A 14,925-nucleotide genomic window follows, 5' to 3' on the forward strand; every position below is an offset into this window, starting at 1 on the left:
GCAACGTCCGTTGCACGGTTAGGATAGTCTAGCCCGCGAGACGAAAATGCGGCAGGGAACGTCGGCGGGTTGCAGCCGGATTGGCGGCCGTAAAACCTCAGTGATTCCATGCCTTTTGGCCTCGTTTTTACCTGTTCGAACTTGATTGTGCCTTTGATGACTGACGCTGACTCCGGCGAACTGGATTCCCTCGAATCGGGAGTCGACTTGGCTCATGCTGACAAATACAACGACCCCCGGGTTCGGGTGACGTTTCGGCATGTCTTCGCGTTGATGATGATTTTCGTTGTGGCGGTCATCGTTGCGTTCGGCAGTCTCTATGCCCGGCGGACTCAACTCGAAAAGACGACTGATTTTTGGGGGCCGGATACGATCACCGCGTTGCAGTTGGGCGACCATGTTGAGTTGATGCCCGGTCCCGGTTCTGAATTTGAACAAGTCGAGCTGACCGCGTTTCCAGGCTTGGGCCATTTGCGCAAAGCGTTGCTGGATGAGCGGCACTACGAGTGGGATTCGCTGGAGTCCGCGCCGGTGGTGGACTTGGTTGGAAAGCCGCTGGCGCCGGGGCAATTCGAAGAGGATGCGGGCGAGCCTCGAGTGGTTCGTTTGGAGTTTTCCGACCCGCACTACAAACGTGTGCCGCCATCGTTGATCGATGTGGAGTTGGCGAGTGGAACGGTTGGCCCCGCCGACGGATCCAAGCGAATCCGAGTGAACGATCGTGTGCGTCCCGCGCTGCGTCACCAATTGGGATTGTTGATGAAGGTCAGCGAGATGCGCTACGATCGCCGCGGGGAGGAAAAAGCGGCGAGCGATGAGGAGTGAGTGTGAGGATGGTGGTTTGATTGTTTGGGTTGGTGGATGTCGTTGATGCGGTAGATGCGGTAGATGCGGTAGATGCGGTAGATGCGGTAGATGCGGTAGATGCGGCACCGTACGGCTTGCGCCGTGACGCTAGATGCATTCCCGGTAAGTCCGGTTCCACCGGACGATAGATTGATCACACCTGAAAAACGTGTTGTCCGGTGGAACCGGACCTACTTTTGGTGTGGGACTCCGTTGGATGAAGCACCGTACGGGTTACGCCGTGACGCTAAGAACGGTGGATGAGCAACATTCCCGTAGGTCCGGTTCCACCGGACGATGGATTGATCACACCTGGAAAAACGTATTGTCCGGTGGAACCGGACCTACTTTTGGCGTGGGACTTCGTTGGCTGAAGCACCGTACGGGTTACGCCGTGACGCTCAAAACGTTGGATGAGCAACACTCCCGTAGGTCCGGTTCCACCGGACGCACTAATCAAAACCGCCGGGGGATCCAAAGCACCAACGCGGCAAGGATGACGTGAATGGCGACGGCGATTGCGAATCGAATTCGATAAGACGTCTTGGCCGTTTTGTGGCGAAGCCGACGCCCGGCGAAGATCGCTCCTGGCCATCCACCCAGCGCACTGGCGGTTAGCAAAACGTTCTCAGGAATTCGTCGCTTGCTGGCCCGAGCCGCACGTTTGTCGATCCAATACAAAACCGCTGTCACCGCACTGGCGAAAACAACTTCCGTGGCGATGATAGGTGGCAGCGTCATGGGCCGTTTCTCCTGTGGCGTCTTCGGTTCCCGTCGCAACGCGTGGGGATTCGCACGTTCATCGGCATGATCTCGCGGACTGATTCCGGGATCGTACTCCAATCCCTTCATCGCATGTCATCACGTTCACGGAAAGCCCGCTCGAAAGCAAAAGCTGATCGCGAAGGCAAAACGACTTTCAAGAACACATCAAGTGGGAGCTTCGGCGACGGGATTTTGTCGGGAGGCAAAACGTCCCCAGGTGGCAACGCCGATGGCAGCGAGAAATGGAACGTACCGTATCCGAATGGTTTGCCGTCGGACCGACCTCTGGATCCCGACGACTACTTTGAACAGCTCGCTATTTGGCTCGATTTGGAAGGCGATGCCGAACGAGCCCGGCTGGCTCGGTTGAGACAGATTCGCTCGCAGCGAGATGTTGAGAGCACCGGCCAGGCGATCGTTGGATTGGATTTGGTCGATTATCACACCGGGTTGGCCGGTCGCTATCTATTGGATTTGGCCAAACCGGGCGGCAAAGAATTGCCCATGAACCGGTTGAAGGTGGGTTCGCCGGTCGTGTTGTCGATGGACGATGACCCATCCGACGAAGGAATCGCCGGCGTGGTCAGTCGACGCAAAAATCACTCGATCCAAATTGCGACCGAAGTGTTTCCCGCTCGTGACCGGACGGAAGGCTCCGGCGGTAAGTCGGGGAAACGTCCGTCGGCGTCTCTTGCGTCAGATCGGTTTCGATTGGATTTGTCGCCCGATGAAACGACTCGACAGCGTCAGTTGGCGGCGATGGGCAAAGCTCAAAACGCTCGCGGGCGTTCGGGCAAGCTGCGCGATGTCTTGTTGGGAATCAAAACGCCGCGCGTCGACGGGAATCCCATCGACACCCATGAGATCGATCCGGAAAGTTTCGCCTTCGAGCTCAACGACATCGAATTCCGCACCGAGCTGAACCCGCCTCAACGAGACGCCGTGGCATTTGCTTTGATGGCGGATGATGTGGCGATCATTCACGGGCCTCCGGGGACAGGCAAAACGACCACGATTTCCGAAATCATCGCTCAATCGGTATTACGGGGCGAACGCGTGTTGGCTTGCGCCGCCAGCAACACCGCGGTGGACAACTTGCTGGAACGGTTGGTGCGTCTGATGCCCAACGTTGTTCGCGTTGGCCATCCAGCTCGCGTGTTCGAGTCGCTGCAAGAACACACTCTGGATGCGTTGGTCGAATCCGATCCGACGAACGCGGTGATCAAGGATCTACGACGCGAGTTGGATCAAATTCTGCGAGAGGCCAACCGTCCGTTTCGAGGCGACCCGGGGCGTCAACGTCGCCAACGCCGAGAGCTGTTCGCGGAAGCCGGTCGATTGCGAGGTTTGATCCGTTCACAAGAACGAAGCATTGTTCGATCCGTGATCGATCGCGCGGACGTGATCTGCACCACGACAACGATCGACGAAGAATTGCTCAGCGATCAATCATTTGATTTGGTGGTGATCGATGAATCGTGCCAGTGCACCGAACCGGGGATGTGGCAAGCGATTTTGCGAGCCGACCGATTGATCTTGGCCGGGGATCACTGCCAATTGCCACCCACGGTGCTGTCAGACGAAGCCGCACGAATCGGGATGCGAGAATCGTTGATGCAGCGTTTGGTGCAGCGTCATGGCCAGCGGATCTATCGCCGGTTGACCGTTCAGTACCGAATGCACGAATCCATTATGCGATTCAGCAGCGACCATTTCTACGAAGGAACATTGGTTGCCGACGCGTCCGTCCGAAGCCACCGTTTGTGTGATTTGGAGAACGTCGACGATTCCGATTTTACGCGAGAACCACTGCTGCTCATCGACACGGCCGGGGCGGGATACGAAGAAGAATTGGAGCCCGACGGTCAGAGCAAGCTGAACCATGGGGAAGCCAAAATCATCCTGCAATTGGTCAAGCGATTGGCCGACGCGGGAGTCACCGGGGATCAAATCGCGGTGATCGCGCCTTACGCCGCACAAGTCCGCAATTTGCGAATGCGATTGGACTTGGACGGCATCGAGATCGACACGGTCGATGGGTTTCAAGGCCGTGAAAAAGAAGTCGTGTTGATCACCATGACTCGTTGCAACCCCGATGGCGAGATTGGGTTCTTGTCGGACCGTCGTCGCAGCAATGTGGCACTGACGCGAGCCAAACGGAAGCTCATTGTGGTCGGCGACAGTGCAACGCTCTGCGGTCACGAATTCTATTCCGACCTCTTCGGTTACTTCGAAGAGGCCGGTGCCTACCACAGCGTCTTCACCTTGGAAGAAGCCTGATCAGTCTCATTTGCTTGCGGTCTGCTGCTCGCGAGGGCGATCGTTTCCCTCAAGGATGATTGCCGGGGCGTTGATGTTTCCGAGCAACAACTTGTCGTCGCTTGCGAAGAAGTACGCCCCATCGACGGTAGGGTCGGCAGTAGCACGCCGGCCCATCTCGCGTTCCGTTTCCAAGTCCCAAAATCTGACGGTTTTGTCGCTCATTGCCGTCATGAGTGTTCTCCCTTCATCAAGAAAAGCGAGCGAGTGCGGGTTGGCTCGAAAACCTCGCAACAATGAAATCTGTTCCTGGGAAGGGAATTTCTTGACTCGAAACGTTCTTCCGCGTTGATACATGGCGATCAGCTTGCCATCGTCGCTGAACTGGATGTTGTGATAAGCGTTCGAAAGGTCGCATTGTTCGAGCAACGTGACCTTACCATCTCGATAAAGCAAAAGTTGATTTTGTCTTTTGACTAGCAAAGCGGAATGGTCACCAGGAATGTTGTGCAGTTGGCGGAATCCTTCTCCGTCGAAGACGATCTCATTTTGAAGTTTGAACTCATCCGGCGAATACACTCGCAAGCGATCGTGGTAGAGCAAGCAAAGCGAATCGCTTGTGTATCGAAAGTCGATGCATTCTCGCTTCGGATCGTAGGGTTGAATTTTGTGAACAGGTAGCCCCGTCTCAAGATCCGTGATCAGCACATCCTTTTCAGAAATGGTTGCTGCCTGAAGCCCGTCATTGGACACGGCGACGTTGAAAAGTCCCGCAATTGGAATGTGACAGAGCTTCACGAGTTTCGTTTCCGGCCTCTGGTGATCATAGAGCCACAAATGACCATCAAATGCGCGAGTGTAAATTTTCGAGCGTGTGATGGGGTGCCGGAACGTGTAAGCCGCAAAAGAGCGATCTTTGTTCTGGTCGTGAAAATCGAGAGACTCAGACAGTTGTTTTGAGAGATCCCAAAGACGCACGTCTCCGTCGAGACAGGTTGATATTAGTTTGGGAATTTGATCGCCATTTGGGACAATCGCTACACTCGAAATGCCGCTGTCGCTCGCCTGAATGACAGTTGTATGAAAGAGTTGACGGTCAGCATTGGTTTGGTTCAGGTCCCAAAAATACAGAAGGCCCTCGTCGGTTCCCAAAGCAAGGTAACGACCGTCCGCACTCAGGTCAGCGTCTCTGATGTGGGAAGGAAGCTTGTCGAGGTACGCGACTAGTCGTTGATCCTTTCCGTCAACGACACGGATTGCATTGAAATCGCAAATGGCAAAACGCGGGACACCGATCTCAGGCAAAATCGCGGTTGCAAAGGCAAGTGAAATTCCCCGCGAGGGCACATCGTAGGCCACGCCATCAGTTGGCACGCTAACACGCAGCAAATCATGTCTGCCTGGGATTCTCCATACAGCAGCCACCTCGTTCGTATCACCAACGAACTCCAGGCACTCGTTGCGTGATTCGCTGTCGAATTCGGCGACTTTCTCGCCGTCGACGGAGAAGACGAACAGTTTCCGATAACGCTCCGCGGTGGCGAAGAGTTTTCCATCCGCTGAAAAGGCCGCGGACTCGATCGAATTCAAATGCCCAAGGAATGCGTGTTCGACGGTGCCGGTCTCGACGTCACAAAGGATCGATTCGTTGATGCCGAGGCTGGTGTTGGTGCCGGTGACAAAGGACTTTTTGTCCGGGCTGATTGCAATCGCACAAAGCTTTTCCCCGACTTCGTGCTTTCGAATCACTTTCTGTTGAACGAGATCGATGACGTGCACCATGCCGTCGTGGCCGACCGAAAGTGCCAGTGTTCCATCATCCGACACGGCGACTTCTCGAGCTTCCGGTTCGTGCCGAGTCAGCAACACGGATTCTTGGGGACGCGTCAATCGCTCGAGATGCCGCCAAGCGAAGTGCGTCTTTTTGAATTCGGGTTCCGTGTCAGGGTGGTATTTCAGAAGGAGTTTCCTAGCCTCGGGCAAATTGTGCGACTCGTACGCTTGGTAGGCCAGCGTCATGTCGGCAACATACAATTGACGTTGAAGCTCTGAGCGACTGCTGTTCAGTTCCGCGTTGGTCAGCGACAACTCTTCGTTGGTGTCCGCCAGCGTCGCATTGATTCGCATCAATCGACCGGAATAGATCGTGATGGTGGCGATCACCGCGACGATCGTCGTGACCGTTCCAATCAAAGCGGCCAACGCCACGAGAGGATTGCGTTCGCTCCAACGATACAGTCGCTCGCTCCAACCGGGCAATTTTGCCGCGACGGCTTCGTGATTGGCGAACCGTCGCAAATCGGCGGCCAACTCTGCCGCCGTTTGATAGCGATCCTTCGGCGAAGTCGCCATGCTGCGAAACAAGATCGCTTCGAGTGAACGCGGCAAATTTTCGCGAAAGGCTCGGGCGGGGAGGTGCGTTCCCTGGGCGACTCGGTTCAAAATTTGGTCCCTGGATCCTGAGAACGCTCGATGTTGCGTGATCCATTCGTAAAGGGTGACACCCAGACTGTAGATGTCGGATTGAGCGGTGGCTTGTCCGCCGGAGCCCGATGTTTGTTCGGGGCTCATGTAAGAAGGCGTTCCAACCATGTGCCCGGTCATGGTCAACGCTGTGTTGTCCTCTTCGTTGAACGCTAGCCCGAAGTCGGTCAACCAGATTTTGCCTTGCTCGTCGATCATCAGGTTCGATGGTTTAACATCGCGGTGGATGATTCGCTGCTGATGCGCCGAATGCAACGCGTCGGCAATATCAGCGATGGATTTCGCGATGTACTCCAGCGAGTCGTGACGACGTTCAGCCGTTGATGGCGGGCTGTCTTGGGTGTCTTTGCGTGTCGCCAAGGTGAACGATTCGGAACCTTCGATTCCGTTGAGTTCCATGATGCGTTCGGCCAGGGTGATGCCATTGATGTAACGCATCACCAAGAACTGCATTCCGTCTTGAACCCCCGAATCGAGGAGCGGCACCACATGTTCGTGGTTCAACTCCTGGACCACGGATGCTTCGCGAGAGAACCGTCGTTGCAGCCGCAGATTGTCCGCGACTTGCAGCCGAATCAGTTTTAACGCGACTTGTTTGCCTGACGTGGTGTCTTCGCCGAGATAGACATCGCCCATTCCGCCCGAACCGAGCGCCCGAAGAATCCGATACTTGCCAAAGTGAGAGTCAGAGAATGAGTCCGCTTCTGATTCCGTGTTGGTCGTCTGCGTGGCGTCTTCGGAAAAGCGAGTCACAGTGGCGGCGGAATCCAATGAGGCAGATTACGGAACGAGCCAGCAAGAAGGCCGGCTGCAAAGCAGCGTTCGAACGCTAGTTTGGTCGGACGCTAGCTTAAGGTGTGCCGAAGAGTTTTTCACGAGAAGTCTCGGTCAACCACAGATCAAGCGGCGTGTATTCGGACCCCGCGAGCAGCATATTCGCATCGCGAAAGAAATGCAGGCGGTTGCGTTTGTGCGCTCCCACCGGTAAAGAGCCCATTTCACGTTCGCTTTCTAAGTCCCAGAATTGAACCAATCCATCTTCTCCCGATGTGATGGCCGTTTTGGCGTCGTCCAGCAAAAGGCAATCGCCCGTACTTTTGGTGGTCCCACGTAGCATCGCGATGGTTTGGTTGTCGGGATAGGACTGGACGCGAATCAGGCGGTTGTCGTGGATGATCGCCAATCGGGTTCCGGATGAATCGAAGATGATTCGTCGGATGTAGTCAGAGCCGGTATCCGCTGAGTGATACGGTCGCACCCGCTGTCCATCGAAGTGGTACAACCCTTTGTTCATCTGGATCAAAAACGTCGACGTGTTCGGGACTGGAACCAATTCGCCTGAGTTGTCTTCCGGCAACGCGATGATTTGGTCCAGGTCGAACGAGGTTTCGGAGTAGACGTGGATTTCGTCGTTGTACAGCAGATAGATGCGTCCCTCGCGATATTTCACGTCGCGGATGATTTTCGCTGAATCAAAGGGTTCGATCTGTGCGAGTTGGCGATCCGTCAGCAGGTTGTAGATGTAGATTTTGTTGCGTGATGCAACCGCCAGTCGCGTTTGATCTTCGTTGGTCGTGAGGAAGTTGGTGTCGCGAATGTCGTGGCGTGCGATCACTCGTAGCCGTCCGGCATCTTTCATCGGGTTGTAGTGTGCGACCGTGCCGTTGACCAAACGCAGGTACAGATCGGGTGATCCCAGAAACGGCGAATGCACCGATACCAAGCGTGTGGCATGCGAATCCATTTTGCCGTCGGTGGGCCGCAGCGGCATGCTGCGTTCCGGATCCCAAAGTTGGACTTGGCCGTCCTCGCAGGTGGAAACGAATCGCGGAATGCGTTTCTTGTCAGGAAGCACTCGCAGGCTGCTGATCGATCCTTCGGAAACGGGAATCACCAGCGGACGAAGCAACTCGCCCGTCACGTTGCGTTGTTCCAGGTCCCAGATGAGCACCAAGCCTTCGTCGGTCCCGCAATAGGCAATGCGACCGTCTTGGCTGATACCAACACACCGACCAGTGCCCAGTTTCAGATCAAAGTCCACCGCGAGGTCTTTCTTGCCGGCGTCTTTGACCATGATGTCGCCGTAACCATGTGCAATGAATCGATAGTCATCCGGCTTGGTTGGCGACGGGCAAAAAGCGAATTCGCAAAGGGTCGTGTTGAGATCGATCGGTTTGATTGTGTCCGTTTCCGGATCCCATAGATGGATCTCACGTCGAGTCTCGTTGTCCATTGTGAACGCCAATCGGCCGTCCTCAAGGAACTGAAGCGTTTCGTTTCGAGCGCCCGAGTGAATGGTTTTGATGTGTTCGCCGGAGATGTCGTGGATCTGAATGTCGCGGTAACGGCCTCCGGTTGCGAATCGTTGCCCATCGCACGAAAAGGCAGCGGACTCGACGTTGTGCCAATGCCCCAGCAGACCCACGGTTTCTTTTCCAGTTTCAATTTCCATCAAGCTGATGCGATTGAAACCTAGGTTTTGATTCAAACCTGCCAAGAAGTGTTTCTTGTCGGGGCTGATCGCGATCGCATAAACGGTGGCTTGCAAATCATGTTGATGCAAGACTTTGTTCTGGACCAGATCGATCACGTTCACGATGCCGTCTTCGCTGACCGAGACCGCCATTTCGCCATCGGGTGACACAGAGACTTCGGTGGCGGGGCTGGTGTACCGAGTCAGCTCAACCGACGGCGGTGGCGAGGTGAGTTGATCCAGGACTTGATAGGGAAGTCGGGATCGGTTCTCAATCTCATCGTCGGACTGATACTTGTCCAACAACTCTCGAGCGGACAAAAGGTTGGATGAAGCAAATGCCTTGTAGGCCAGCGACATGTCGGACACATAAAGCTGATGACGAAGTTCAGCTTCGCGAAGTTCCAACTTCAGGTTGGCGGCGATCAGGTTGTCGTTGGAGTTTTCCAGTTGTTGGTTGATGCGAACCAATTGTTCGGAATAGATCGCCTGCATCCCCAACACGGTCACCACCAAAACCGCAACCGCAATCAATCCAGTTGCCGCGACGGCGGGATTGCGTTGGCCCCATTTCAGTGCTCGTTCGGTCCATCCCGGCATTTTCGCGACGGTGCGTTTGCCGTCGGCGAATCGACGCAGATCCGCGGCGAATTCGGCGGCGGTGGGATAACGATCCATCGGCGACCGCGACATCGCTTTGCATATGATCGCTTCTAACGCGGCGGGGACCTCTGGCCGAATGCTGCGTGGCGTGACAATGCTGCCGTGGGCGATGTTGGTCAGCACCTGTTCGCGATTGCCTTGGAATGGACGCTGAAGCGTTGCCCATTCATAAAGCGTAGCACCCAGGCTGTAGATGTCCGAACGGCGTGTGACTTCGCGATGGGAGCCAAGCGTTTGTTCGGGGCTCATGTATGCCGGCGTGCCGACCAAGTCACCGGTCATCGTGATCGCGGTTTGTTCGTCTTCCATCAGAGCCAACCCGAAGTCGGTCAGCCAGATCTTGCCGGTTTGATCCAGCAACAAGTTGGATGGTTTGACGTCGCGGTGGATGATTCGGTTCTCGTGAGCGCTTTCCAACGCGTCCGCGACATTGGCGATGGATTTCGCCATGAACTCGAACGTTCCCGGGCGACTGTCGGAAGCGATCGGGACCGCAGAGATCACCGCAGTGTCCGTGGAGGCGGTCGCCTCACCGCTGTGGTGCTCGACAATCCCTTTGGCTTCCAAGATCGAATCGGCCAGCGTTTGACCGTCGATCAGCTTCATCGCCAGATAAGGCGTGCCGTTTTCTTGGCCGGTTTCCAGCAACGGCACAATGTGTTCGTGATCCAATTCCTGGATCAGTTTGGCTTCGCGTTGAAAGCGGCGGCGAAACCGTTGCTGATCGTGCACTTGATGCTGCAAGACCTTTAGCGCGACCTGACGGCCGGTCGCGACGTGAGACGCCAAATACACCTCGCCCATTCCGCCAACGCCCAACGTGCGGATGAGTTGGTAGTCGCCGAGGTGCCGAGCGGTCATTCCCTCCGAAGTCGATGTCCGAACTTCTGTTGGGGCGTCTGTATGTCGGGACACGTTTGCAAAGACTGAGGATGAAACGAGATCGAACTCAACGCATCGTATTCACTCACATTTGTCCATCGTAGTCGATCTCGCAACAACAAACACAAGAATCGCAAACTTGCGCATTTCTTTCGCATTGACAATCCGCCGTGCAGTCGTAGCGGTCATTTCTGCGTAAACGGCGGGAATCACGGCCAATTTTGATAGCACAGGGGGCGTACAAACCGCTCTGTGCTTGAGTGTCCCACTGAAGTACTACTCGCATCTAGACTCGCGGGGAAGGGGCCACCGTGCTGAGTCGCCGCCCCGAACTCCATTCCAGTCGGCCACCCGTTGAAAACAATTCGCCCAGAAAATCTTTCCGCGACGGCTCGCCAGCGACGACAAAAGTCCGATTCTGCGTCTTCGCAGTGGATCGTGCTCGTCAACGAACCGTGAAATTGCTCGGCCACGCGAATCATGTCGGGCTCGCTGGGGCAACGGACCAAAATGGACAATGGGCCGAAGGTTTCCGAATGCAACCAGTGGTCATTGATCGCAGTTTCGACGGGCATTGCAAACCAGTGTGCACCCCGGTGCCACGGGCCGTCCGTGGACGACGCGTCCGCGATGAACAGCTCATCTACTTCCGCAGCGGCACGTAGTTTCGCGACGCCTTGATCGAATGCTTCCGCGATTGGACCGCTGAGCATGGGCAGGTTGGGCTGGCTAGCGAGGATCTGCTTGGTTGCATCGATGAACGCCTCCGCGTCATCGTCGTGGATCACAACCACACCAGGCTTGGTGCACATGTGCCCGTTGCCGAAACGCAATGACGCGGCGAAGCCTTCCGCGATCGATGTCATTCGATCGGCGATCGCTTCGCGGGTCAGGAAGACAGGGTTGGTGCTGCCCAGTTCCGCGAAAATGGGAATGGGGTTGTCGCGTTCCAGGACGGCTTTGGCCAAGGCACGACCTCCTTGGGGGCTGCCGGTGAATCCGACGGCGGAGATCGCAGGATTTTGGACGAGCGTCAACGAGGTTTGCGGCGTTCGACCGTGAAGCAATTCGAAGGTGCCATCGGGCATCGAAGTTTTCCGGATCGCTTCTTTGACCGCTTGGCCGAGTAACTCGCATGTGCCGGGATGGCTGGGGTGCGATTTCACAATGACTGGGTTACCCGTCGCGATCGCGGCGACAAAGTCATTACCAATCACCGAAATCGCCAGCGGAAAATTGCAGGCTCCGAAAACGGCGACGGGACCGAGCGGCACAAAACGACGAGTCATCCGCGGCTTGGGAAACGGTTTGCGATCTGGATCGGCGGGATCTTCGGCGGTTCGATCCCAAGGACGCTCCACCGCCAAACGAGCGAACAGGTCCAATTGCCCAGTGGCTCGTTCAAATTCACCTTCGACGCGGGCGCGGACATAGCCGGTTTCTTGCTCGCAACGCTCGACGATAGCTTCTCGCCGGACGCGGACTTCGGTTGCCACGGCTGATAAGAATTGGCTCAGTCGCTGTGGCTCGGCACTTCGCAGCTCAATCGCAGCGTCAGCAGCCCGTTGGCAAGCCGAATGGATTTGATCCGACGTTGCTTCGGCGAAAGTGCCAGGTAGCAGTTCGCCCGTCGCGGCGCAGGTGGCTGAGAAAGCGGCTGGGAAGGTGGTCATGGCGGTGTTGAGAGAGCAAGGTTTGGATTCAGCGTTTCCGCAAAACGAACAGCGCGTCGGTCAGGTCATTGTCCATTTCGCGTTGCTCAGTGATCTCGTAGTCGAAGTCATGCACGCCCACGATTTCGAACACATCGTCGACGGATGCCAAGAGGTCAAACGCTTGTTTCGGCGTGTAGACGCGAAGCGGGAATTCCGATCGCAAACGCTCGACGACTCCGTTGCGTTTGGTGGCTTTGATCGAGACGCGAAGAGTTTCACGGCGTTTGCGTCGTTGGAAATCGATGACTTTGAGTGTCACGCTGATCTGGGTCCCACCGTGAGCGGCTTTCCACCGTTCGGTGCAATCCGGATCCGCGTCCATGGGGATGCAATGAAAACCCAAAATGTAAATGCCGCCGGGACGCAGCGAGTCCGCCACGGATTGCAGATGCGACACCGCGGAGTCTTCGTCCAGCATGTGGCGAAACGTGTTGAACGTGCAAAACGCCGCGTCGATCTGTGGCGAACAAACATGAGTCGTCATGTCGCCGTTGATCAGATCCGCCGACAATTTTCGACGTTGCAATCGACGGCGCAGATAAGCGAGCATCGCGTCATTGTTGTCCAGACCGATGACGTCGTACCCGCGGGCTGCTGAAGCGGCCACCAAGCGACCGCTGCCGCATCCGGGTTCATAAACTCGCGAAACGGTTCCTGTCGCGTACCGCTGGTAGGCCTCGTCAAAGAATGCCATTTCGGCGGTCGTTTCGTCACGAAAGACCATGTCAAAGTACTGAGGCCGGTCGTACCAATCGATCGTGGCCGAGGCGGACTGTTTTCGTGGCGTCGATGCAGACTTTCTCTTCGGAGGGCTCTGTGTCACGGCGCGAGTCGAGGAAGGCATGAGGCGAAATCGTCAGAGATGAATGAATTTTCGTTTCAGACGCTGCGGTCTGGGTGACGACTGTAACGATTAGACGGCTTGTCCGCATTCTCCCACTTGTTCCGCCTAGGAAACTTCGACCATGTCTTCGGTTGAACACTCTTTTCATGTGCCTCCGTTCCCTCCCTTCCCCAGTGCGGAGCGTTACGTTCCCGTTGGATCACAAGACGAGGCACTGCAGCGAATCCAGCGAGCCATCGAGGCTTGGGAGGCCATTTCGCTGGTCATCGGACCACCCGGTGTCGGGAAATCGTTGCTTTGCCAAATGCTGCTCAAGCAGTTTGCCGGTCGTCGCGAAGTCGTGATGTTTGGCGATGCGATGTTGGACAACCCGGTTCTGTTTCAAAAACACTTGCTGACGCGACTGAATCGCGTTCAGGGGATCCACTCCACGCCACTGGAACCGGGCGAGGATCCTCAGTTTGCTTTGGTCGAACGTTTGGCTCGCAGCACCGCCGAATTCCCCGGCTTGTTGTTGTTGGTCGATGAAGCTCAAGCGTTGACGCCCGAAGTCTTGGAAACCATTCGCATCATCACCAACACGATGAGCGAAGGTCAGCCTCGTGTCAGCGCCGTGTTGTTGGGCGGACCGAAGCTGGACGAAACGTTGGCATTGCCATCGTTGGAAGCCTTGGTGCAACGAGTCGCCACGCGTTGCTACTTGCACCCGCTGAACGGCGATGAAGCGATCAAGTACGTGCAGCGTGTGATCGAAAAGTGCGGGTCGAAACCCAGCGAAGCGATCACCGACGAAGCGATCATCGCGATTCACAAAGCTTGCAGTGGCACGCCACGTTTGATCAACCAAATGATGACGGCCGCGATTGATTGTGCGGCGTCGCTGAATCAAAGCATCATCGACACCAAGATTGTCGATCGAGCTTGGGCGATGTTGCAGCAACTGCCCAGCCCCGTCATGGACGAGCCCACGTTGGCTGATACGGGATCGAATCCCACGTCGAATGTTGAGTTTGGTTCGCTGGACGATTCGGGATGGAATGACGAGCCCGTCGCGGTTGAGGCACCTGCCAAGGACGAGGAATTCGGCCGTCGCTGGGACGATGACATGAAGGTTTCGGACGAATCGAGCCTCGGTTTCGCGGCGGACGAAAACTTGATCGAAGACAACAACGAACTCCATGCGAGCAGTTGCGATCAACTGGCCTGCGGCGAATCCGCCTGCGAGGAAACCGGTCGCTGCCAAGCCAACGCTCGAGCCGAAGAAGAAGCCTGCAGCGGAATGGAATTTGGTTCGCTGAGCATTGATTGCCAAACATTCGAAGGCGACTACGAAGTGGTCTCGGATGTTGTCGGCTCTGCACTGGCGTCCGATTTGCCGGAAGGTGACTTGGCATCCACCGAAGTGACCGGGCTTGAGAACGAGTCGGTCGCCTTCGAAAGTGACGTGGAAGAGGAGCAACCGGTTGCGGCGACGCCATCGGCCGAGCAATTGTTTGGTGAGTTCGACGATGAAGAAGAGGTCGGTCGTGTCGCCGACGCTCTCACCGCGGGCGAACCAGCCGACGGTCTGAACGAGTCGATGTCCGACTTGGAAACCTCGCTGCACGAAGAAATTTTGAGCCTGCGTGGCGCGGCGAACTCGCCATTGGCTTTGGTTGATGACAACGACATGATCGTTGACGACGAAACGTCCGCCGAGGCTTGCGACAACGACGTCTGTGACCAGGAAGAGTTGGGCAAGATGCAGGAACAGTCGGCTCAAGCCGCCGCAGCACCCGTGTTGTGGATGGACGAAGACAGCGACGACATGACGATCTCCAACGATGATCGTGATATGCTGATCATCGAAGACGACGTGCAAGTCGAAACGGCGGCGCTGCACCACGAGGCGGCGGATCTGTCGAGTGGTCGCCCGGTCGCCGTGGATTTCCAAGCGATGTTGGCAAAGATGCGTTCGCCGCAATCTTGATTGCCAGTGTCATCGATGCGGAACG

8 protein-coding genes are annotated in these 14,925 nt (G+C 56.2%); 3 read left to right on the top strand and 5 right to left on the bottom strand.

What is annotated here, in order from left to right; all coding sequences use genetic code 11:
• Window positions 1–156: 156 nt before the first annotated feature.
• Window positions 157–825 carry a hypothetical protein gene (locus tag LOC70_RS06790; protein ID WP_230252735.1) on the top strand — a complete coding sequence of 223 codons (669 nt, stop codon included), beginning with the start codon at window positions 157–159 and terminating at the stop codon, window positions 823–825.
• A 477-nt stretch (window positions 826–1,302) separates the two neighbouring features.
• On the opposite strand, the gene LOC70_RS06795 is transcribed toward LOC70_RS06790, so the two are convergent.
• Window positions 1,303–1,587, bottom strand: coding sequence for a DUF1294 domain-containing protein (locus LOC70_RS06795; protein WP_230252737.1), 285 nt, complete (start codon window positions 1,585–1,587; stop codon window positions 1,303–1,305).
• Between the two features lie 114 nt (window positions 1,588–1,701).
• Here LOC70_RS06795 and LOC70_RS06800 point away from each other — a divergent pair, with 114 nt between their 5' ends.
• Window positions 1,702–3,891, top strand: a complete 2,190-nt coding sequence (locus LOC70_RS06800; RefSeq protein WP_230252739.1) for an AAA domain-containing protein — start codon at window positions 1,702–1,704, stop codon at window positions 3,889–3,891.
• 6 nt (window positions 3,892–3,897) lie between these two features.
• On the opposite strand, the gene LOC70_RS06805 is transcribed toward LOC70_RS06800, so the two are convergent.
• The 4 genes from LOC70_RS06805 to LOC70_RS06820 form a co-directional block, all read right to left on the bottom strand.
• Window positions 3,898–7,107, bottom strand: a complete 3,210-nt coding sequence (locus LOC70_RS06805; protein ID WP_230252741.1) for a WD40 repeat domain-containing serine/threonine protein kinase — start codon at window positions 7,105–7,107, stop codon at window positions 3,898–3,900.
• Between the two features lie 97 nt (window positions 7,108–7,204).
• Complete coding sequence (locus LOC70_RS06810; protein WP_230252743.1) at window positions 7,205–10,405, bottom strand: serine/threonine-protein kinase; 3,201 nt, start codon at window positions 10,403–10,405, stop codon at window positions 7,205–7,207.
• A gap of 176 nt (window positions 10,406–10,581) precedes the next feature.
• Window positions 10,582–12,045, bottom strand: coding sequence for an aldehyde dehydrogenase (NADP(+)) (locus LOC70_RS06815; RefSeq protein WP_230252744.1), 1,464 nt, complete (start codon window positions 12,043–12,045; stop codon window positions 10,582–10,584).
• Window positions 12,046–12,073: 28 nt separating this feature from the next.
• Window positions 12,074–12,811, bottom strand: coding sequence for a class I SAM-dependent methyltransferase (locus LOC70_RS06820; RefSeq protein ID WP_315857212.1), 738 nt, complete (start codon window positions 12,809–12,811; stop codon window positions 12,074–12,076).
• A gap of 241 nt (window positions 12,812–13,052) precedes the next feature.
• On the opposite strand from LOC70_RS06820, the gene LOC70_RS06825 reads away from it, so the two are divergent.
• Entirely contained in the window at window positions 13,053–14,900 is a 1,848-nt protein-coding gene (locus LOC70_RS06825) for an ExeA family protein (protein ID WP_230252746.1), read from the top strand.
• The last annotated feature ends 25 nt before the right edge of the window (window positions 14,901–14,925 follow it).

The sequence above is a fragment of the Rhodopirellula halodulae genome, from assembly GCF_020966775.1.
In the GTDB taxonomy this organism is placed as follows: Bacteria; Planctomycetota; Planctomycetia; order Pirellulales; family Pirellulaceae; genus Rhodopirellula; species Rhodopirellula halodulae.